The 22161-nt window shown below is 42.5% G+C and carries 21 protein-coding genes and 1 pseudogene; 5 read left to right on the forward strand and 17 right to left on the reverse strand.

Annotated elements, in window-relative coordinates:
- Positions 1-2: 2 nt before the first annotated feature.
- Entirely contained in the window at positions 3-1259 is a 1257-nt protein-coding gene (hflX, locus tag CE058_RS07230) for a GTPase HflX (RefSeq protein ID WP_163141637.1), read from the reverse strand.
- 231 nt (positions 1260-1490) lie between these two features.
- On the opposite strand from hflX, the gene CE058_RS07235 reads away from it, so the two are divergent.
- Positions 1491-2105 (forward strand): trimeric intracellular cation channel family protein, encoded by a 615-nt coding sequence (locus CE058_RS07235; RefSeq protein WP_076255919.1) that lies wholly within the window; start codon positions 1491-1493, stop codon positions 2103-2105.
- 238 nt (positions 2106-2343) lie between these two features.
- On the opposite strand, the gene CE058_RS07240 is transcribed toward CE058_RS07235, so the two are convergent.
- The 4 genes from CE058_RS07240 to miaA form a co-directional block, all read right to left on the reverse strand.
- Complete coding sequence (locus CE058_RS07240) at positions 2344-2577, reverse strand: glutaredoxin family protein (protein WP_048008943.1); 234 nt, start codon at positions 2575-2577, stop codon at positions 2344-2346.
- Positions 2578-2649: 72 nt separating this feature from the next.
- Positions 2650-3600 (reverse strand): stage V sporulation protein K, encoded by a 951-nt coding sequence (gene spoVK / locus CE058_RS07245; RefSeq protein WP_048008944.1) that lies wholly within the window; start codon positions 3598-3600, stop codon positions 2650-2652.
- A 419-nt stretch (positions 3601-4019) separates the two neighbouring features.
- Positions 4020-4253: an RNA chaperone Hfq gene (hfq, locus tag CE058_RS07250; RefSeq protein WP_035330690.1), complete on the reverse strand. Its 234-nt coding sequence runs from the start codon at positions 4251-4253 to the stop codon at positions 4020-4022.
- Between the two features lie 27 nt (positions 4254-4280).
- Positions 4281-5243: a tRNA (adenosine(37)-N6)-dimethylallyltransferase MiaA gene (miaA, locus tag CE058_RS07255; protein WP_163141640.1), complete on the reverse strand. Its 963-nt coding sequence runs from the start codon at positions 5241-5243 to the stop codon at positions 4281-4283.
- 275 nt (positions 5244-5518) lie between these two features.
- On the opposite strand from miaA, the gene mreBH reads away from it, so the two are divergent.
- Positions 5519-6526, forward strand: coding sequence for a rod-share determining protein MreBH (mreBH, locus tag CE058_RS07260; RefSeq protein ID WP_048008946.1), 1008 nt, complete (start codon positions 5519-5521; stop codon positions 6524-6526).
- A gap of 195 nt (positions 6527-6721) precedes the next feature.
- On the opposite strand, the gene mutL is transcribed toward mreBH, so the two are convergent.
- From mutL to CE058_RS07285, 6 genes and pseudogenes are all read right to left on the reverse strand, one after another.
- Positions 6722-8644 (reverse strand): DNA mismatch repair endonuclease MutL, encoded by a 1923-nt coding sequence (gene mutL, locus CE058_RS07265; protein WP_048008947.1) that lies wholly within the window; start codon positions 8642-8644, stop codon positions 6722-6724.
- A gap of 18 nt (positions 8645-8662) precedes the next feature.
- Complete coding sequence (gene mutS / locus CE058_RS07270) at positions 8663-11263, reverse strand: DNA mismatch repair protein MutS (protein ID WP_163141643.1); 2601 nt, start codon at positions 11261-11263, stop codon at positions 8663-8665.
- A 272-nt stretch (positions 11264-11535) separates the two neighbouring features.
- Positions 11536-12153, reverse strand: a complete 618-nt coding sequence (locus CE058_RS07275; RefSeq protein WP_048008949.1) for a PH domain-containing protein — start codon at positions 12151-12153, stop codon at positions 11536-11538.
- Between the two features lie 115 nt (positions 12154-12268).
- Complete coding sequence (locus CE058_RS24720; RefSeq protein WP_204260527.1) at positions 12269-12658, reverse strand: VOC family protein; 390 nt, start codon at positions 12656-12658, stop codon at positions 12269-12271.
- 348 nt (positions 12659-13006) lie between these two features.
- Positions 13007-13339 (reverse strand): annotated as a pseudogene (locus CE058_RS25265) (VOC family protein); the annotation flags it as partial.
- Between the two features lie 134 nt (positions 13340-13473).
- A complete protein-coding gene (locus CE058_RS07285) occupies positions 13474-14019 on the reverse strand; it encodes an outer spore coat protein CotE (RefSeq protein ID WP_048008951.1) in 546 nt (181 codons plus the stop codon).
- A 307-nt stretch (positions 14020-14326) separates the two neighbouring features.
- On the opposite strand from CE058_RS07285, the gene CE058_RS07290 reads away from it, so the two are divergent.
- The 3 genes from CE058_RS07290 to CE058_RS07300 all read left to right on the forward strand — a co-directional run bounded on the left by CE058_RS07290 (position 14327) and on the right by CE058_RS07300 (position 15457).
- Positions 14327-14701, forward strand: coding sequence for a hypothetical protein (locus CE058_RS07290; protein ID WP_163141649.1), 375 nt, complete (start codon positions 14327-14329; stop codon positions 14699-14701).
- 43 nt (positions 14702-14744) lie between these two features.
- The gene (locus CE058_RS07295) at positions 14745-15041 is read left to right on the forward strand and encodes a hypothetical protein (RefSeq protein ID WP_163141651.1); all 297 of its coding nucleotides are present in this window, start codon (positions 14745-14747) and stop codon (positions 15039-15041) included.
- A gap of 65 nt (positions 15042-15106) precedes the next feature.
- Entirely contained in the window at positions 15107-15457 is a 351-nt protein-coding gene (locus tag CE058_RS07300) for a hypothetical protein (RefSeq protein WP_048008954.1), read from the forward strand.
- A 102-nt stretch (positions 15458-15559) separates the two neighbouring features.
- Here CE058_RS07300 and CE058_RS07305 read toward each other — a convergent pair whose 3' ends face one another.
- The 6 genes from CE058_RS07305 to spoVS all read right to left on the reverse strand — a co-directional run bounded on the left by CE058_RS07305 (position 15560) and on the right by spoVS (position 22072).
- Positions 15560-15985 (reverse strand): YlbF/YmcA family competence regulator, encoded by a 426-nt coding sequence (locus CE058_RS07305; RefSeq protein ID WP_048008955.1) that lies wholly within the window; start codon positions 15983-15985, stop codon positions 15560-15562.
- The gene (miaB, locus tag CE058_RS07310; protein ID WP_048008956.1) at positions 15985-17532 is read right to left on the reverse strand and encodes a tRNA (N6-isopentenyl adenosine(37)-C2)-methylthiotransferase MiaB; all 1548 of its coding nucleotides are present in this window, start codon (positions 17530-17532) and stop codon (positions 15985-15987) included. The genes CE058_RS07305 and miaB overlap by 1 nt, the downstream gene beginning before the upstream one ends.
- 296 nt (positions 17533-17828) lie before the next feature.
- Complete coding sequence (locus tag CE058_RS07315; protein ID WP_048008957.1) at positions 17829-18695, reverse strand: 2-oxoacid:ferredoxin oxidoreductase subunit beta; 867 nt, start codon at positions 18693-18695, stop codon at positions 17829-17831.
- Positions 18696-20432 carry a 2-oxoacid:acceptor oxidoreductase subunit alpha gene (locus tag CE058_RS07320; RefSeq protein WP_048008958.1) on the reverse strand — a complete coding sequence of 579 codons (1737 nt, stop codon included), beginning with the start codon at positions 20430-20432 and terminating at the stop codon, positions 18696-18698.
- Positions 20433-20731: 299 nt separating this feature from the next.
- On the reverse strand, positions 20732-21655 hold the full coding sequence (locus CE058_RS07325; protein WP_163141655.1) for a dipeptidase: 924 nt from the start codon (positions 21653-21655) through the stop codon (positions 20732-20734).
- Positions 21656-21811: 156 nt separating this feature from the next.
- Positions 21812-22072 carry a stage V sporulation protein SpoVS gene (gene spoVS, locus CE058_RS07330; RefSeq protein WP_009330666.1) on the reverse strand — a complete coding sequence of 87 codons (261 nt, stop codon included), beginning with the start codon at positions 22070-22072 and terminating at the stop codon, positions 21812-21814.
- Between the last annotated feature and the right edge of the window lie 89 nt (positions 22073-22161).

Genomic DNA, 22161 nt, shown 5'->3' on the forward strand with positions numbered 1-22161 from the left:
AACTATACGGTATATTTCGTTAAAGGTCCTGAGATCTGATGGTCTTCGAGGTAATAGCCCTTGCAGACATAGAGTTCTTTGTCTTCATTAAAAGTCAATTCCCTCAGGATGGTTTCATTCTTGAGCTGTGACAGCAGTTTCCCTTCTGTCGATGGCACCTCAACATGGTAATGCTTCATCATCCCCAGGATCATCTGCTCGATTTTCCGTTTCAGCTCATTGCGGTCAACTTCTTCAAAGGCACTGATCTGAATTGTTTCTGTCCTGGCGGTCGGGACAAAATCAGGATGCCTTAAATCTCTCTTATTATATACCGTCAGCTGCGGTATTTTATCATTTTCCAAATCTTCTATTAGTTTATTGACTGTCTGCTCATGCTGGTAATAATCCGGATTGGACATATCAACTACATGAAGAAGTAGATCTGCTTCCTTTACTTCTTCCAGGGTGGAACGGAAGGCCGCAATCAGCGTAGTCGGCAAATCCTGAATAAATCCGACTGTATCTGTCACAAGTGTAATGAATCCGCTTGGCAAAATCAGCTTGCGGGTCATTGGGTCAAGTGTGGCGAACAGCTGGTTCTCTTCATAAGATTCTGCTTCAGACAGCCGGTTAAAAATCGTGGACTTCCCTGCGTTTGTATAGCCGACAAGCGCAATTTGGAATGCTTTGTTTTTCTTCCTCCGTTCACGATATCTGTCCCGGTGCTGCACAATGACGGAAAGCTGGGTCTTAATATCATCAATCCGGCGGCGGATATGCCGGCGGTCTGACTCCAGCTTGGTCTCACCCGGGCCCCTTGTGCCGATTCCCCCTCCAAGTCTTGAAAGCTGGACGCCCTGGCCTGACAGGCGCGGCAGCAGATACTGCAATTGAGCCAGCTCAACCTGCAGTTTCCCTTCTTTAGAGCGCGCTCTCTGAGCAAAGATATCTAATATCAGCTGTGTGCGGTCAATGATTCGTGCATCCAAATCTGCAGATAGATTTCGAACCTGGCTTGGTGAAAGCTCATCATTAAATATGATAATATCTGCTTCCACTTCTTCTTGAAGTGCAGCCAGTTCCTCCACTTTTCCTTTTCCTATATATGTAGACGGATGAACCCGTACCCTTTTTTGTGTTACCGAAGCTAATACTTTCCCGTTTGCAGTCTCCGTTAAGGATTCTAGTTCTTCCATTGAATATTCAAACCGCTGATCATCTTCTTCAGTATGACAGCCGACAAGAATGACTTTTTCATAATCTGGCTTATGTTCCAACCAGCATCCCTCTTTCATATTCTTATTTTAATTGATCATAACAAAAAAACTGGTCAAATACTAATCTCATCGCTATTTGATAGGCCTTTGGACATTACGTTTAAAATGTGTAAAAAAGGTTGAATTTCTTTTTTTCCGTGTTAAAATCATATTGTTTGGAAAGAATTTACGTTTGTAATTTACTCTGACAAAAATAGATTTAGAGATTTGCATCTTGAGGAGAAATGGCATATGACATGGGAAGTTTTAAGTATGATTGGCACTATTGCGTTTGCTGTCAGCGGTGCAATTGTAGCCATGGAAGAAGAATATGATATTTTGGGTGTTTATATCCTCGGGATTGTTACTGCTTTTGGCGGCGGTGCCATCCGAAACCTGCTAATAGGTGTTCCTGTCTCTGCCCTTTGGGAACAGGGGTTATTTTTTCAGATTGCCCTTTTATCCATCACAGCAGTAATGCTGTTCCCGAACAACCTGCTCAAACACTGGCAAAAATGGGGCAATTTCACTGACGCAATTGGATTATCCGCATTTGCCATTCAAGGAGCATTGTACGCAACGGAAATGAATCATCCTTTAAGCGCTGTAATTGTGGCAGCTGTATTAACAGGAAGCGGCGGGGGAATAGTCCGCGATCTTCTTGCAAGAAGAAAACCGCTTGTATTACGATCTGAAATTTATGCTGTCTGGGCTATCCTTTGCGGCTTCGCAGTCGGACTCGGAATCGCCTCAGCGCCGTTTGAACTTTATGCTTTGTTTATCATCATTACCGCTCTGAGGGTTTTATCTTACACATATAATTGGAAGCTTCCCGTTAAGAGGCTGGGGACAAAAGCATCGGCTTAAGCCGGTGCTTTTTGCGTTAAATACCAGCAAACTAACATACTTTATTGAAAGAAAGGGCTGGCATCAGATGTGTATTTGCAGATTTAAGCTGTTTGTTTGCAAGTTCATGCACTTTCTTTGCAAAATTTCCTATTTGTTTGCGAATACAGGTACTTTATTTGCAAGTATGCAATTTTATTTGCAGAGTTCACAATTGCCAAAAAAAGACCTGCTCATACCACGAGCAGGTCTCACTATATTATTGCTTTACATTCGCCATGATTGTATTTGGATCAAAGCCAATGACCCATTTTCCATTCACATTAATTTGAGGCACTCCCATTTGGCCTGTGGTTTCAACCAGTTTTTGTGCCTCTCTCTGGTCATTCTGGACATTAACCTCTTTAAACTCCAGCCCCTGCTGATCCAGGAAGTTCTTCACCATCGTACAATACGGACAAGTATTCGTAGTATAAACTGTAATTTCATTCATTATACATTCCTCCTCCAGTAAAAAGACAATGCCAATGTTCATTGACACTGTCTATTTTATTACAATATCCCCTTAATCAGCTTCTTCAAACACCAAATCATTGCTCCTGATAGTCATAAGATCATGTTTGTCATAGCTGTTTTGCATTAACAGGCGCATGGCCTGTGCCCTGATAGATTTTTCAAGAATGTTTCGAATGTAGCGCCCGTTGGAAAAACTGTTGGGGCTGAGATTGGTTTTTACAAAATGCAAGTGCTCCCTCAGTTTCTTTTCGGATTCGTGACTTAAACTATACTCCCTTTCCTTTAACATCCTCTGCCCAATTTCCATCAGCTGCTCTATCGAGTAATCAGGGAAGTCAACAACAAGGGGAAAACGGGAATGAAGACCCGGGTTCAGCGTCAGGAAATGATTCATTTCTCTGGAATAGCCTGCCAGAATCAGGATAAAGTCATGCTGTCTGTCTTCCATATGCTTGACAAGGGTGTCAATGGCTTCCTTGCCAAAGTCTTTTTCTCCGCCTCTCCCTAATGAGTACGCTTCGTCGATAAAAAGAATCCCGCCAATCGCTTTTTTGACCAGATCCCTCGTCTTTTGTGCAGTATGACCAATGTATTCACCGACAAGGTCGGCCCGCTCTGCTTCAATCAGATGTCCTTTTGACAGCACATTCATTTTTTGAAAAAGCTTGCCTATTAATCGGGCAACCGTTGTTTTACCTGTGCCGGGATTGCCTTTAAACATCATATGCAATGCTTGCTTTCCAGCTTTGAGACCGGCTTCTTCCCGTTTTTTATTCACATAAATCCAGGCATAAATCTCCTTGATCATTTTCTTCATTTCTTCCATTCCCACAAGAGCGCCTAGTTCTTCTTCAATTTCTTTGAGAGCTGTATGCTCAGCCGGAATGACTTTTGGAGCCGCTTGGGATTCGGGAAGCTCTTTTGTGTATGTTTTACGCTTTTGTGAATTGAGCACGATGCTGATCTGTCCGTTATTTTTCAGGCGAATCGGCTGGTCCAAAAGCTATCACCTCACATTCTTAGCACAGTATACGCATAGAAGTAATCGTTGTGACAAAAGCCTATATGCATCCGCGAGATTACGGTTATTAGGCTAAAATACGACATGTTCCCGTCCATTTCAGCAATTAATGATGCAGGAGTGTCGGTTCATGCGGTTTCCCGAGAAATAAGGTGAAACTTCCATCAGTTATGGCTATACTCCCTTTCACCATGGCACAGAGTAATTAAGCCGTTCATAATGGACAAGGGAAACGAGCCCGCAGTCAGCTTGCCCTCATAGAAACAATAAATTCCCATACCTATATGTATTCAGATAGGGTCCATTTCATTAAATATTTTTGCCTTTCTTATCGCTCTGACATAAGAAAATAGCCCGCTTCATTCAAAGCGGGCTTTTCATCCTTACTGTGTTATATTCTATTGCTGGTTTTCTAAATCCAACTGAACATTGCGCTGGGGGACAAATGTTGAAATCGCATGCTTGTAAACAAGCTGCTGCTTTCCTTCTGATTCAAATAGTACAGTAAAATTATCAAAGCCTTTAATACAGCCTCTAATTTGGAATCCGTTTAATAAGAACACGGTACAATTCGTATTATCCTTGCGTAGCTGGTTAAGTACCTGATCTTGAATATTGATTGCTGATTTCATTATAATCCTCCTCTTTTATCTCTATCATTATGTATTCGATTTTATTTTCAGCTTTCCTTCAATATGAGCAGAAATTTCAGCGAATTTTTTTTCAAACTCATGAGGATCGACTGAATCGGACATATCAAACCATTCCACATTCATCTTGTTTCGAAACCATGTCAGCTGCCTTTTTGCATATCTTCTTGAATTTTGCTTCAGATTTCCTACGGCATCCTCCAGAGAAACACATCCATTAAAGTAATCATACAGCTCTTTATACCCGATGGCCTGTATGGACTGGCAATCCTTTAACCCCTGATCATATAGGGATCTCACTTCTTCAAGCAAGCCTTCCTTCATCATGATCTCAACTCGGAAATTGATGCGTTCATATAAGGTCTCCCGATCCATGGTCAACCCAATCAGTGCCGTATCATAAAGAAGTTCTGGATCCTGATTCTCCTGATACTGAGACATCTGTTTCCCTGTGCAATGGTAAATTTCCAATGCCCTGACCACTCTTCGAATGTTATTGGGGTGAATTTTTTCTGCACTATAAGGGTCTATGGCCAAAAGCTCCTTAAAAAGGGCATCGTTCCCTTCCCTTTCGGCGCGTTCCTCCAATGTTCTTCTGAATTCTTCATCTGAAGGCGCATCAGAGAATTGATAATCATAAATAACGGATTGAATATACAATCCCGTACCTCCAACGATCATTGGAAGTTTGCCTCTTGAAGTAACCTCTGTGATTTTGCTTCGGACCAGTTTCTGAAATTCAGCTGCCGAAAAAGGATCTTCAGGATTTTTGATGTCAATTAGATGATGCGGTATCCCTTCCATCTCTTCCTCTTTAATTTTTGCCGTGCCGATATCCATACTTTTATATATTTGCATAGAATCTCCGCTGATAATCTCGGCATTAAATCTTTTCGCCAGCAGAATGCTTAATTTTGTTTTTCCGACAGCTGTAGGGCCAATCAGCACTGCCAGCTTTTCTTTTTCAATCATCTGTTCACTGCCTTTACTGCCATTCTATTTATTATCCTAACATAAAGCAGGAAAATTTTTCAGGTATCATCTTACCATTCTTTTTACAAAAACAGAACATTTATGCATTATGAACAAGTTTTACCCATCCTATTCGACAATTTCCCTAAAATTTTCTTATAAAATTACATTTTATTAACGATTCCATAACAATTCAAGGCTAACCCCCAAAATCATGTTAATTTATTAGAAGGCTATATCGTGACAATATAAATTTGAAATTGGGTGAATAATTCATGATAAATACATCTGAAATTGGAATTGACTTAGGGACTGCTAATATTCTTGTATACAGCAAAACAAAAGGAATTATCTTAAACGAACCGTCTGTAGTAGCAATTGATACAGAAACGAAAAAAGTCTTAGCTGTTGGTAAAGAAGCAAAAGAAATGATTGGTAAAACACCAGGCCGCATCGTTGCCATCCGTCCGCTAAAAGACGGGGTTATCGCGGATTATGACACGACGACTGAAATGCTTCGCCAAGTTATGCGAAAAGCATCGAAAAAAGTCGGATTCGCGATCAGAAAGCCTAACGTGGTCGTATGTACTCCTTCAGGTTCTACTTCTGTAGAGAGAAGAGCTATTCAGGACGCAGTACGAAATGCTGGGGCAAAAAAAGTACATCTTATTGAAGAACCGGTAGCAGCTGCAATAGGGGCTGGCATGCCTGTTGATGAGCCCGTTGCAAACGTTGTTGTAGATATTGGCGGCGGTTCAACTGAAGTCGCCATCATTTCATTTGGCGGTGTTGTTGCCTGCCATTCCATCCGTATTGGTGGTGACAGACTCGATGATGACATTATTCAGCATGTTCGCAAAGAATACAATGTCCTTATAGGGGAAAGAACAGCAGAAAAAATTAAGATGGAAATCGGCTATGCATTAGTCGACCATGAAGAAATGTCAATGGAAGTCCGTGGCCGGGACCTAGTGACTGGTTTGCCAAAAACAATTATATTGTCTTCATATGAGATTCGTGATGCAATGAGAGAAGCACTCCTGCATATTCTGGAGGCCATCCGTGCCACTTTAGAAGACAGCCCTGCCGAACTGAGCGGTGACATCGTTGACCGCGGAGTTATTTTATCCGGCGGCGGCGCCCTCCTTAATGGCATGCAGGATTGGTTATCCCAAGAAATTGTTGTGCCTGTGCACCTAGCTCCAAATCCTCTTGAATCTGTAGCGGTTGGAACAGGGATTGCATTAAAATATATTGATAAGATGCATACATTGGTAAGATAAGTTTATAGATTAAGAGCATCCATTGTACGAAATGGATGCTTTTTTTGTTTGGTATAGTGACGATTTGAGCGATATTTCGTTTTTTATGAGCGAAAAGATAGTTGTTAGAGTGAAATTCCTGTTTTGTTTACATAACATTATTATAGTCTAGAAATTAAAAACGCCGAACCACTCAGGTTCAGCGTCCCTCTCTTTCTACATTACCCGCTTAAACATTTTCTCCATTTCATAAGTCGAATAATGAATGATGATCGGCCGTCCATGCGGGCATGTGAACGGATCGGAGGACCTCCGCAATTCATCAAGCAGCGCCTGGATTTCATCATTGCGCAGATGGTGGTTCGCTTTAATGGAAGCTTTACAGCTCATCATGATGGCAGCTTCCTCGCGCAGTTTTTTAATATCGACTCTCTTCATGGCTAAGAGTTGTTCAATCATATCCTCAATGATTTCCTGTTCTTCGCCTTTTGGCAGCCATTGCGGGTGGGAACGGACGATAAAGCTGTTATGTCCGAACTGCTCCAGAAATACCCCCACTTTTTCAAGTTCGCCTTTGTATTCATCAATTTTAATATAATCATCCGTTGAGTATTCAAAGGTCAGCGGTATGAGCATTTCCTGCAATTCGCTTTCAACCTGGCCGACTTTCTCCCTGAAATACTCGTACTTGATCCGCTCCTGGGCGGCGTGCTGATCAATGATATAAAGTCCACGGTCATTTTGTGCAAAAATATAAGTCCCATGCATTTGCCCGATCGGATAAAGCGGGGGCACACGCGATGGCTCCTCTACCGTGGCAGTCTCTGCGAAAAACTGTTCCATTCCTGCAGCTCTCGGCTCTTCGGACTGGAATATGTGCGGATCCGCTTGAGGCAATTCTTCTGATGAAGGACTAAAGTCCATGGAAGGTGCATCCTGTAAGTCAGGAGTTTTTGCTGCTTGCGGTTCGGCTGGAGGACTTTGTGAGCTTTGCAGAACAGCTCTGTCCGAATTTTGCCGAACAGCCTCCTCCCTCGTTTCACGCACAAAAGAAGACACCTGCTCGCGCTGCTCCGGCAAATGATCCAGATTAAGAGCTGTCTGTTCCGACTTGGGCTTCAGGCTTTTCGGCTGTGTAAATCCGGAAGGAATCAGTTCCTCTTTTTTAAATGCAGCCTTCAAAGCACCTGATACAAGCTCATTCAATTCATGTTCCTTGCTTAAGCGCACCTCCATTTTCGACGGATGGACGTTCACATCGACAAGGAGCGGATCCATATCAATGTTCAGGAGTACAATCGGGTAGCGGCCGATTGGCAGCAGTGTATGATACCCCTCCTGAATGGCTTTTGCCAATGAGTAATTCTTGATAAATCGTCCATTGATCATGGTGGAAATGTAGTTTCTTGACGCCCTTGTAATTTCCGGCAGTGCTGCATAGCCGCTGATTTTAAAATCAAGTGAGCTTGCTTCAATCCGAACCATCTTTTTCACGATATTAATTCCATAAATAGCTGCAAGCACCTGCCGGACATCCCCGTTTCCATTCGTCTGCAGAAGCTTACGCTCATTATGAATCAGGCGGATGGCGACCTCCGGATGGGCAAGTGCCAGCCTGTTAACCACATCTGTAATATTGCCAAGCTCTGTGTGAATCGTCTTCATATATTTAAGCCGTGCCGGAGTGTTGAAAAATAAATCCGTTACTGTCAGGTCAGTCCCTTTTCTGCCGGGCGCCTTTTCCATCACGTCCACTTTTCCGCCTTCGATGACGACGCGCGTTCCCGCATCGCCAGTTGAAGTTTTCATCTCAATTCTGGAAACAGACGCAATACTGGGCAAGGCCTCGCCGCGGAATCCGAGCGTGCGGATGCGGAAAAGGTCATTTTCGTCTTTTATTTTACTGGTAGCATGGCGATGAAAGGCATTCAGGACATCATCTTCCTCAATCCCGTCGCCATTATCAATGATGCGAATTTTAGCCAGGCCGGCCTCTTCCACTTCAATTTCAATAATCGTGCTTCCTGCATCAATAGAGTTCTCCATCAATTCCTTTACCACTGATGCAGGCCGCTCCACCACCTCGCCGGCAGCAATCTTATTTGAAAGCGAATCATCGAGCTGAATGATTTTCCCCATCTCGTCACCCCCTGTATATTAATTCTTCAATTTCCTGTGCAGCTCATATAATGTATTTAATGCCTGCATTGGCGTCATATCCAGAATATCGAGCGCTCTGACTTTATCAATGATCTTCTTATCTTTAGAGCTTATTGAAGCTTTCTTCACGTCTTCAGGTTCCTCGAAAAAGGATAATTGCGCAGCAGGCTCTTCAATCTTTTCTGCAGCAGGAATCTCATTTTTAACTTGATGAGGGTCGTTCGATTCCAGCCCTGTTAAAATTTCATTTGCCCTGACAATCAGTTCATTCGGCAGCTCTGCAAGCTGGGCAACATGGATTCCGTAACTCTTATCTGCTGCTCCTTCTTTAATTTTATGAAGGAATACAACCCGTCCATTTTGCTCGACAGCGCTGACATGGATGTTTTTCACTTTTTGCAGATCTTCTTCAAGCACGGTCAATTCATGGTAGTGAGTGGAAAACAAAGTCTTCGCACCAATCCGGTTGTGTATATATTCAATGATTGCCTGCGCCAAAGCCATTCCATCATAGGTGGAAGTTCCGCGTCCGATTTCATCGAACAGAATCAAACTGTTTTGAGTAGCATTCACGATGGCATTTCTCGCTTCAAGCATCTCGACCATGAACGTACTCTGGCCGGAAATAAGGTCATCGGCAGCCCCTATTCTCGTAAATACCTGGTCGAAAATCGGCAGCACGGCTTCAGAAGCAGGCACATAGCAGCCGATTTGCGCTAAAATCGCGGTCAATGCGATTTGCCTCATATACGTACTTTTACCGGACATATTCGGCCCGGTAATCAGCAGCATTTCCCTGTCCGCATCCATATAACAGTCATTAGGCACATATTCCTGTGCGTTCAGCACCTTTTCAACAACAGGATGGCGGCCGTCTTTGATATAAACCCGTCTTTCATTTGAAAAATTTGGCTTTGTATAATGTCTCTGTTCGCTGACAGCGGCGAAGCACTGAAGAACATCCAGCTCACTAACCGTTTTCGCCAGCTTTTGCAATCTCGGAATATATTCTTTTATATATTCGCGGACATTCGTAAATAATTCATATTCGAGCTCCACACACTTTTCCTGCGCTTCCAGTATGAGTGCCTCTTTTTCCTTCAATTCAGGCGTAATAAATCGCTCTGCATTGGTAAGGGTCTGCTTACGCTCATATTGTCCTTCCTGAAGAAGGTGCAGATTTGCGCGGGTTACTTCGATATAATAGCCAAACACACGATTAAAACCGATTTTTAAAGATTTGATGCCCGTTTTTTCACGTTCCTGCTTCTCCAGCTGGGCAATCCAGGTCTTCCCGTTTCTGCTGGCATCGCGATATTTATCAAGCTCTTCATGATAGCCGTCCTGTATAATGTTTCCATCTTTCAAAGACAGCGGCGGATTTTCCATTATGGCGCTTTCCAAAGTATCCGTTACTTCTTCACAGGCATCCAGGCGCTCAGCGAGCCTCAGTGCTTCCTCATTCGGCAGATTTGAGACCATTTCTTTTAAAATAGGTATCTGCTGAAGAGATTTCTTTAGCTGCACTAGGTCGCGGGCATTTACATTTCCAAAAGCGACTCTTCCTGCAAGTCGTTCCAGATCATAGACTTCCTTCAGCTTTTCCCGGATTTCTTCTCGTTCAAAGAAAGAGCCTATCAGTGTTTCAACCAAAGAATGTCGGAGCTTAATTTCCTGTTCATCAATAAGCGGCCTGTCGATCCATTGCTTTAATAGACGTCCTCCCATAGCTGTCTTTGTTTCATCGAGGAGCCACAATAGCGAGCCCTTCTTGCCTTTGCTGCGAATGGTCTCTGTCAGCTCGAGATTCTTTTTCGAGAAATAATCGATTTTCATGTATTGATTTACTTGATAAGTCGCCACTTTTTGAAGGTGATCCAGACTTCTCTTCTGCGTGCGGTACAGGTAATTAATTAATCTGGAAGATGTCCTCCTTAGCTTGTCCTGATTTAAGTCATCCAGAAGTCCTTCAAAGGAGTCCCGGACTCCGCAATCATCCTCGAAAGAAATCGCCATGACGGAGCGTTCTTTCATTCTCCTCTGGCATTCCCCATCAAAGTCGGAAGAGATGACTACTTCCTTTGCTCCTGACATGGACAGCTCGTTCAAAACCTCCTCGAACCCGTTGCTTAACATTGTTACCTTCGTCTCACCTGTGGATAAATCATTGGTGGCAAATCCAAAGGTTTCATCTTCAAAAGCAGAAATCGATGCAATGTAGTTGTTTTCTTTTTCCTGAAGACCTTTGCCTTCCATCATTGTTCCAGGCGTGATAAGCTGAACGACTTCCCGCTTCACAACGCCTTTTGCCTGTTTTGGGTCTTCCGTTTGCTCGCAGATTGCGACTTTGTATCCTTTTTCAATCAATTGTTCAATATATACCGGTGCTGAATGATATGGCACTCCGCACATGGGAATCCGTTCTTCCGTGCCTCCCTCGCGGCTCGTTAACGTGATTTCAAGCTCCTGTGATGCTTTAAGTGCATCATCAAAAAACATTTCGTAAAAGTCGCCAAGGCGAAAAAATAAAAAGGCATCCTGATATTCTGCCTTTACCCGTAAATATTGCTGTATCATAGGCGTGTAAGCTGCTGCCATAACTTCCTCCAACGATTCATAATCTATTATTTTTATAGTTTTGTTTAAGAGGATTCCTCTAAAAACGTCTTTTTCATTATATCATAGATTATTTGGTGACTCAGATGTGCAATATTTGCCTTGGTATTTCTTAATAGGTTTTGATGTTTCGAGGATCAAGTGCCCACAGCGAAAATCAACTCAGAGGCTAAACATTTTTTGCCTTTAGTGACCAGCAAAACAGTCTTGCCACAATAAAACAACAGCTCCCCAATGGAGAGCTGCCAGGATTCTTAGTTATTAATGTATTTTTCAAACACATACCCAAAATCTTTCACATTGTATTTCTTGCGGCTGTTCATCAGCCAGTTGAAGGCCGTTTCATTTAATACGCGGAAATTGTCCACTACGTTGGCATCCTGATTGGATACTGAACGGCCAAGGGTGCTTGATGCCAAGCTTAGGCTTTTTTCAGCATATTCCATGGAAACTTCATTTTCTCTGCAGATCTCGGAAATGCGGATCAGGGCTTTATATAAATCTTTCAATTCTTCAATATGCTTTTTATGTACGTCAATCGAGAAGGCCTGAGATCCGATTACGAATTTGATTTCCACATCCAAATCAACTGTACCGGCTGTTTCCAGCATAACGTTTGAGATGGTATATTCGCGGTAGCTGTAACGCTTTAAAGTGCGTTTTTTGCTGACTGCGCTGGTACCATCCAAATGAATAAGCGCCTTATTTGTAAAGCAATATTCATCGGATTTGGACTTGATCAGGAAATAGATTTTCTCATTATCTTCGTGCAGGACATAATCATCTGCATCGACTTTGTCATAATCAGCCGGGTGAATGACACTTCCCACATCACTTAAGCCCAGCACATCAGAAGCAACTTTTTTAAACATAAACCCTCAACCTTTCTGAATTCAGTTTACTACTTTGCTATTTTAACATATACAGGAAAACGATGGCTTTATCATTTTAAAAATAACACCGAAAGAGCCCGGTAAACCGATAGCCTCATATACCCGGGGTATTCATTAATACAATCGGCCACCCATCGGGATCTTCAAACGTCAATCCGCCTCTGCTCCAATAAGGATTTTCCGGCTCTGTTTCCAGATATCCAAGAGCAGCAATCCTGTCGGCAATGTTATCCCTCTCCAGACGGTCTCCCACATAAAAAACTAATAGATGCTCTTTAGCAGGCTGCGGAAGCTCCATTTTTTCCTTGGATTGAGTAAATTCAAGATGATACTGGCTGTCAGGCAGACCAAACATAATCCCATCATAGCCTTCATGGTTCCAAAATTCGCCGACTCTCTTCAGACCCAGTCCTTCTTCGTAAAAGGCAATAAGCTTATCAAGCTGATTTGTCGGACGTGCAATCCGAAATTGTACAGCAGGGATGCTCCCTTCCCATTCTTTTCTCACAATCAGTTCGTATGGATATTCCTGATGCTTAAACCTGGCATCCCTTTGTCCTGATGCAAATATTTTAACAGGAGAAATAAAAGCAGCCCTTTCAGTTGGATACCAATTCCTTCCCTCCTTCACCAGGACAAAAACCCCCTTGCTGTCCCCGTAAAAGGCAAACGCCTCACTGGAATCCACTTGTTCATTTTTCAGGTACTGATCTAATTCCAGCTTCATTGCAGCAACATCCTTAACAGGCAAACCAACCTCACCGACATCATGCCATTGGATCCCCTTCTTTTTTAATCCCTCTAAGGGACGCTCCAGCATCTCCAGAATATTTCCGTCCGGGTCGATAAAATATGCCTGCTTGCCCTTCCAAAACATGCTGTACTCGCCTTTCTGATTTGGAAGCAGCACACTTTCAGCCCCTAATTTCTGATACATATGATCAAAGTATTTGGCATTTGTCCGGAAACACACATGATAATAAGGAATCGCATCATCTTTTTCAAAAAGGATTCTTGTTGTGCCAGCCATTATCGTAAAATAACTCTCAGTCTCTGTCAGCAGCTCCATCTCCAGCACATTTGTATAAAATTCTTTCATCTTATGCATATCATGGCACTTTAAATTCACTTGAAATATTTTCATCTTCGCCTCTCCCCTTTGCATCTGATAACTCCATTCTAAGTAAATGCTATTCAAAAGAATTCAGACTAAAGATGGAAGGTGCTATCCTTATTTCGCTTGATTTTAGAGGAAAGTATAAAAAGAAAAACTAGGAAGTAAAACCTCCTAGTTTGTCATTACTCTTCTTCAGTTCCCACCAGAAAATCCGGATTTAAATCCTCGAATTCTTCATCTTCCACGTCAAGTCCCCAAGCGTCATCATCACATTCGCACTTGTCTGGGTAGACAGCTACACACACTTTTGTTTCGCCGATTACCTCGACCATGAACTCTCTTTCCACTGTGACGATGATTTTGTTGCCGTTTGGAGAAATGACAGCTTCACAGCAGCTCGGCTGCTGCAGAACACGGGCGATGATATCATGATCATCCAAACAGTCCGGATCACGGTACTTCAACTTAATGACATCTTTATACTCAACCCGTTCGGTAACAACTTCGGTTTTTGTATTATTGTTAAAAGAGTACCAAACGTTAATGTCATAATGGCCGCAGATTTCCACTGTTTTTCCAGCTTTTTTCGCCTCGTACGTATGGTTTATGATCCAGCAGCCAAGTATGCTTGACGGATGGTGTGACGGGCAGATCGTATGATTGGACTGTGTGAATTTACGTCCTTTCGCAACGACCGCTTTCGTTATAATCTCTCTGTAATCTCCCATTGCGAGCGAACCCTCCTCATTCATTTTCAATTCATCCTATGCGGGATATTAGACTAGTGTGCGATAATTTTTATGAATGTTAGGCAAAAGTATTGGCATGATTTATAGTATGCCGGAAGCGGGCGAATGTTCCGGTCTGAACAAATCCTGCTGGAGATTAAATATGTATAATGGCTGCCATAAGTAAGCGGCTTTCCCCCCCAAATAGGTAAGTAATTGAAAAATGCACGTTTGTCCTATTACACCTGCGGAGACAGCTTGTCTATTGAATCAATATAATAAACTATCTATAAGGAGGTGAACAGGAATGGCAGACAAGGAGAACTCCAGCTATACAGTTTCAATCAATGGGAAAGAGCTGACAGGGGAAGAAGCAAAACAATATGCAGAACAAATGGTTGCCAAATTTACCGAATCATTGGGCGGAATTTATACAAAAGGATTAGAAAAAATTCAGTCTGAAGAGTTAAAAGGAAATCTAATGGAATCTCTTAAGCCATTGAAAAACTTGGAAGGTCTCTTCGCAAAAAATTCCTCCGGGATCGGGAATATAATTCCAGCATTAAAAAATCTGCTGCCTGTTGTGGAAACATCCGAGGATTATAAACAGGTGAAACTATCTGTAAATGGTAAAAAACTTTTGGATTTAGATCTTACCGACATGATCAAGAAAGATTCATAATCTGGGCATCAGCCACTTCAATCAATTGAAGGAGGTGAAAACCATGCTATCAGGATGCTATAACGATTACGAAAATGACAATAGTGTATTGCCAAGCGGAGGAGCAGTAAATGGAGCAGACAGCGGCAACGAAGCTGAAGCTTTTACTTTCGCTGCACAAGCCAATCTTCCGCAAACAAACCTGAACGGTCAATTGCCGATTTCAGGAGGCGGATTTGCTGTCAATGCTGCACTAATCAACATTCCGATTCTTTCCGCTCAATACAATATTGCAAATGGAGGAGACTCCACAGCTATTTCCGTAAACACTACAACTCAGCAGCAAAGCAATAAGGCGTAATATAAAAATAGTGCCATTTTTCTATGCAGAGTCTTAAAATGTCCAAAAAGAAGGGAGGGAGTACCATGCTAAGTCAAAATATACAAAAGCTGGATCTGGATCCGGAAGTCCTCAAGCAGCTGGGTATTCCAAAGGAGTTTATTGATATGGCTGCGGAAGCCGGAATACCGTCCATCAATAACCATGCTGCCGGTGGAAAGGGCGGACGGGCTATTAATCTCACATATGTAGATAATTACTCGACATTGCTCCTTGTATATACTTTCCTTCTTAACTTTTTGGACAAAAAGTCTGATGATGCAGGAACCAACATGCTCAATCAATCCTTGCTGTCGACATTAAATGCTGCGATTATTGAACAGCAGGAGTATAGAAAAGAATTTTTAAAAGCAGTAGAACTATTACGAAACCAATAAATGGCCCCCCCACAACCCATGGCCAATACCAAATCCTCCCTTAAATATAGAGCGTAAAAAACACCCTGCACTAACTAGTGCAGGGTGTCTCGGTATCTGTAATTAATGTGAACAGCTGCTGTTCTTGATCTTTGATCCCGTTTCGCCGCTCAGCAAATCTCCGCCTGTAGTAGTAATGACTTCGTCTGTTACTGTGTTGGAAATCGTATTTGCCACTATTTGCAGCAATTCATTAACATCCACCTGGGATTGCTTGAATTCCTGTACTACAGGAATCTCGTCCAGCTGCTGCTCCAATTTGGCTATTTTTTCTTCCGTCTTCTTTAATGCTTCAGCTTTTCCATAATGCTGAAGATTAACAGCCTGCTTTTGCAAGCCTTTGATGGCTGTAATGGTAGCACTAACCTTTTCATTATCATTAATCTGTGCTTCTGCACGTTTGAAGAAATCCACTTCTTCTGTCTCTGCAATCATGCGTGCCAAATCCTTCGCACGTTCAACAATCTCGTTCTTTGTGTATTTAGCCATTACTGATTCACCTCAACCGCATCTAGTTCTTCAACCATTTCTCCGTTTAGGGACCATGTCTTTGCATCAGTTACTTTTACTTTTACAATTTTGCCGATCGCTGTTTTTGGCCCCTTAAAGTTTACAAGCTTGTTCTTTCTTGTGTATCCTGCAAGAATTTCAGGATTGTTCTTGCTTTCCCCTTCCACAAGGACTTCGACAGTTTGGCCTTTATATTGTTTCATTGCCTCTGCCGATAATTCATTTACAACTGCATTCAGACGCTGAAGGCGCTCTTTCTTTACTTCCATTGGTACATTATCCACCATTTTGGCAGCTGGTGTACCTTCACGAGGTGAGTAAATGAACGTATAAGCAGCTTCGAAGCCTACCTCCCTGTATAGGGAAATTGTTTCTTCAAATTGCTCTTCTGTCTCATTAGGATAGCCAACAATGATATCAGTTGTGAAAGTTGCCCCTGGAATAGCCGCTTTAATCTTGCGAACCAGCTCCAGGTATTGTTCTCTTGTATATTTCCGTGCCATGATTTTCAGGACATCCGTAGAACCGGATTGAACCGGAAGGTGAATGTGTTCTACCAGATTTCCGCCTTTCGCAAGCACTTCAATCAGATGATCATCAAAGTCGCGCGGATGGCTGGTTGTAAAACGTACGCGTGGAATATCGATTTTGCGCATTTCATCCATCAAATCGCCAAGGCCATATTTCATATCCTCAAAATCTTTTCCGTATGCGTTTACGTTTTGCCCAAGTAGGGTAATTTCCTGATAGCCCTGTGCCGCTAACTGGCGAACTTCCTGAATAATGTCCTCAGGACGTCTGCTCCGCTCTTTTCCGCGTGTATAAGGAACAATGCAGTAAGTGCAGAATTTATCACAGCCGTACATAATGTTAACCCATGCTTTAATATTGCCGCGGCGCACTTTTGGAAGGTTCTCAATTACATCCCCTTCCTTAGACCATACTTCAATAACCATTTCCTTTGACATATAGGCTTCTTGAAGAATGTTAGGAAGACGGTGGATGTTGTGTGTTCCAAAAATCATATCTACCTGGTTATATGTTTTAAGAATCTTATTAACAACCGATTCTTCCTGGGACATACATCCGCAGACCCCAATCAGAAGATCGGGTTTTTCTTTTTTTAAATGTTTAAGATGGCCAAGTTCTCCAAACACTTTATTCTCGGCATTTTCCCGGATGGCACATGTATTAAGCAAAATGACATTCGCATCTTCCACTGAGTCTGTTGGCTCATAGCCAAGACCAAGAAAAATGCCGGCCATTACTTCGGTATCATGCTCGTTCATCTGGCAGCCGTATGTGCGGATATAGAATTTTCGGCCATTTCCCATGCCATGAAACTCTTCAGGGATGTTAAAATCTTTATGATATTTTACTTCTTCTTTTCCGCGTTTTTTCGCTTCCTTTAAGGAAGGTGCAGTGTAAACAGTTTCAAAGTATTTGCTGTAATCTTTTACGGATTTTTTGTCCGAAGGATTTGCTGTTTGCACTTGCTGGCTTTCTAAACGTTGTTTTTCGTTCATCATTTATCCCCTTTCTCTTTCTCCTGAGCAGCATCTATCATTAAAACACATTTAACAGTAATATCATGCTGTGCAATATACATGTGCACATTATTATAGTATAAGGGTTTCTGATAGTTAAAACAATAGAAAACCGCACTCTGCCTCTTATCAGCAGCTATTACTTGTATGTACGATCAGGGATATTTTCAATCCTGCACAATCACTAATACTAGACTAAATATAGTATTTTGTGTGTGATAAGTGTCACATTAGACTCAAAAAAAGAAGCCCGGGTGCCCCGAGCTTCTGGTCTATTACATAAATTCAGCTGCAAGTTTATCAAAGTGATCTTGATCAAGTTGAAGATCCGCTTGGGATAATGGAGTTTCAGAGTAACCTGAAAGCAGCTCCTGATATGACTTTCGCTCAGCGTCCTGATAGATTAGGCCAGTTACAAGACCACTGTGCTTCATAAGAGTCTGCATAGCCATTTCGCGGCTTGAATGATCATAACCTTCCACATCGCTAAGCTTTGTCAGGTTTTCTTTAAACCAGTCATATGTGTTTACTTTGTTGTATGTAACACATGGGCTGAACACGTTAATTAAAGAGAAGCCATCATGCTTGATTCCTGCTTCGATTAACGCAGTCAGATCTTTAAGGTCGGTTGAGAAGCTCTGCGCCACGAAGGTCGCACCAGCTGTTAATGCCATTTCCATTGGAGAAATCGCCTGTTCTATTGAACCTTGCGGAGTGGACTTAGTTTTAAAGCCAGCCGCAGAACGAGGTGAAGTCTGTCCTTTTGTTAAACCATAAATTTGGTTATCCATTACGATATAAGTGATGTTCACATTACGGCGGATCGCATGGATCGTATGGCCCATACCGATCGCGAAGCCATCTCCGTCACCACCGGAGGCGATAACTGTTAAATCGCGGTTAGCCATTTTAACACCCTGGGCGATCGGAAGTGAACGTCCATGAATACCGTGGAAACCATAAGAATTAATATAACCGGAAATACGTCCGGAACAGCCGATGCCTGATACGACAGCTAAGTTCTCAGGCTCTAAACCAACATTTGCTGCCGCACGCTGAATCGCAGCCTGCACGGAGAAGTCTCCACAGCCCGGGCACCAGTTTGGTTTTACATTATTTCGAAAGTCTTTAAATGTGGCCATTTAGAACAACTCCTTGCATTTTGTGTGAATTTCATGCGGCAAGAATGGATTTCCGTCGTACTTTAATAGCTTATATACTTTCTCAGCATGTCCGACGTTCATCTTCATGATGTTCGCTAATTGTCCTGTAGCATTGTTTTCAACTACGGCGATTTTCTTAGCTGTTTTTACAAGCGGCAATAATTCATCAGTTGGGAAAGGATGAATCAGGCGAACTTGCGCATGGTTTACTTTAATGCCATCCTGTTCAAGCCTGCTCATAGCTTCCTCAATTGCGCCCCTAGTAGAGTTGAAGCCAACGATCAGCAAGTCCGCTTCTTCATGTGGAGCATTCTTGTGAACAGGTGTATTGAATTTAATATTTTCAACCTTACGGAAACGCTTATCCATTTGAGCGTTGCGGTTGGCAGCTGATTCTGAAGGTTTTCCAGTTTCATCATGCTCAACACCTGTCACATGGTGGATTCCGTTCTTCATGCCAGGAATTACACGTGGAGAAACTCCATCTTCTGTAACCTCAAAGCGCTTAAAGTAACCTTTATTTTCGATTTCAGGAAGTTCTTCTGTAACAAGCTTTCCGCGCCGGATTTCAACTTTACTGAAATCAAGCGGCTCCACTGTCTGTTTTCCAAGAGAAAGCTGCAAATCTGATAGGATTATAACAGGGCACTGGTATTCTTCTGCTAGGTTGAAAGCTTCAGCAGTATCATAGAATGCTTCCTGTACAGTGCTTGGAGCAAGGACGATTTTTGGAATCTCGCCATGAGTTCCGTAAATCATTGCCATTAAATCAGACTGCTCCTGTTTTGTCGGAAGTCCTGTGGAAGGTCCTCCACGCTGTGTATCCACGATAACCAGAGGTGTTTCAGTTATCCCTGAAAGGCCGATTGCTTCCATCTTAAGGGAAAGCCCAGGACCGGCAGATGCTGTAAGTGAGCGGACACCAGCGTAGTTTGCACCGATTGCCATTGTAACCGCGGCAATTTCATCTTCCGTCTGGATAACAGATCCGCCAAGCGCAGGAAGCTTTTTAATCAGGTATTCCATAATTTCGGATGCAGGTGTGATTGGGTAAGCGGCCATAAAGCGGCAGCCGCCTGCAAGTGCACCAAGAGCGATGGCATCGTTTCCGATCATAAATAAACGCTTCAGCCCGTCAGCTTTTTCAAGCTCCATTAATTCCACATCATCGCCAAGCTTTTCTTTCATGAAATCAAAGCCTGCCTGAATGGCTTCCATGTTCTTATCGACAACCTGCTGTCCTTTTCGTCCAAAAATTTCTTGAACTACTTCTTCAAATACTTTAATATCTAGATTTAGAACTGCACATGTCGCGCCGACAGCAACCATGTTTTTCATCAGGGATGTTCCCAGCTCTGTAGCAATCTCTGTAAAAGGCACTGCAAACAAAACTGCATTCGTATCTTCTGGCTGTTTAGGATCAAATTTCGCATCTGCAATCATGATCCCTTTATCGTGAAGTTCTTTGTAGTTTAAATCGATTGTTTCCTGGTCGAAAGCTACCAGAATATCTAAATCGTCTGATATAGAACGGATTTGTGACGTGCTGACACGAATCTTGTTGTTCGTGTGCCCGCCTTTAATTCGTGATGAAAAGTGGCGGTAACCGTACAGGTAGTAGCCTAAACGATTTAGCGCAATGGAAAAAATCTCTCCGGTACTTTCAATACCTTCCCCTTGCTGTCCTCCAACTTTCCATGAAAGTTGATTGATCATCTCTTACACCCCTTTAGATACGTTAAGAAAATATGTAAAAACGCTTTATTTATATCAGTGTAGTACTTGTCCAGTCACTCCGCCATTTCAACATGCATTTTAGGCTATATTCTGGAAGATGGATGGGTACTAAACGCTTTCAATTCTAGACCTATGTGTCTAAAAAAGCAACCCTTTCCGTATATTTATCGATTAAAAGATGAATATTTTTTTATTTTTTGAAAAATGCTAAAAAGATTATTTAATTGTGGATTTTTGAAGTTCCTCACATACCTTGATATATAGTTTTTTCAACATTTTCACCTTGGAAACCTGCTATAAAAATTCCCAAATAAAAATTTTTCAGCTTGTATATCAGAATAATATTTTAACAGTTCATTTATCAGGTTATCGTATTTTCTTGCATCCTCCAAATCTGTAACTTTCCCATCTGTACCATCAAAATCCGAACCGAATCCGACGTGATTCTCTCCCCCCAGTGAACATACATATTCCAGGTGCCTGAGAACATCAGTAATTGCCGCTGATTGATTTCCTGATAAAAATTCAGTCACAAATGTAATGCCCATCACACTGTCTCTGTCAATCAGCGCTTCAATCTGTTCGTTCGTCAAATTGCGCGGATGCGGGCACAAAGTATAGCAGTTTGAATGAGTGGCAATAGGATAGTCGGCCCACTCCATCACATCCCAGAAGCCCCGTTCAGAAAGATGGGAAACATCGCACCATGCTTTACTGGCATTTAGTTCATGCACCACCCCTTTGCCAAAAGAAGACAGGCCTGCCCCTCTCTCCTCAAGCGCTCCATCAGCTGCACAGTTTGCATAATTCCAGGTTAATCCCACTGAAGATACTCCCAGCCTGAGAAGCGTCTTCAATTTAAGCAGATCGCAGCCAACTGCGTCGCAGCCCTCCAAGGTCAGCATCGCTCCTGTCTCATCATCCTTCAGCATGTCTATGTCCCCGGTCCTTCTAATGAGCTTTAATTGCGGGTTGGGTTTAAGCACTTTCTCGTAAAACAGATTGACCATATAAAGGGCTGCGTTGAACTTCATTTCCGGATGGACGGATTCCGGAACATAAATGGCAAAGCACTGAACCTTTAGGTCTGATGCCTGAAGCGCTTCCAGATCCACCTGAAGACTGCCTGAATTTTGAAAGTCAATCCTTCTGTCCATAAACATTTTATATAGAACATCACAATGTGCATCAAATATTTTCAAGCGTTCTTCCTCCCTCTTTTTCTCCTTAGCATTATCTTATTAAAAAAAGAACCTGTTTGCCTATAACGCAAACAGGTTTATTGTTTTTGTAAGAATCTATATTTTACTGACTTATGCATATGACAAAGGATGATTTCCCATTCTGAAGCTTTCGGGCTAACGCGGCTCCACAATCAGCTTAATGGCAGTCCGTTCTTCGCCGTCGATCAGGATATCCGTAAATGCAGGGATACAAATTAAATCCACTCCGCTAGGCGCTACGAATCCTCTTGCGATCGCTACTGCCTTAACAGCCTGGTTCAATGCACCCGCACCAATTGCCTGGATTTCCGCATTTCCTCTTTCGCGAAGAACTCCAGCAAGCGCACCAGCTACAGAATTAGGATTAGATTTTGCTGAAACTTTTAATATTTCCATTCCTAGCTCCTCCTCGTTTTACCCCTCCTGTATGCATTGCTCAAAGCGCAGATATAACCTTCTGTAATGGCCGAATGCCTTCAAGTCAG

It is taken from the genome of Bacillus sp. 22-7 (assembly GCF_010628845.1).
In the GTDB taxonomy this organism is placed as follows: domain Bacteria; phylum Bacillota; class Bacilli; order Bacillales; family Cytobacillaceae; genus Cytobacillus; species Cytobacillus firmus_B.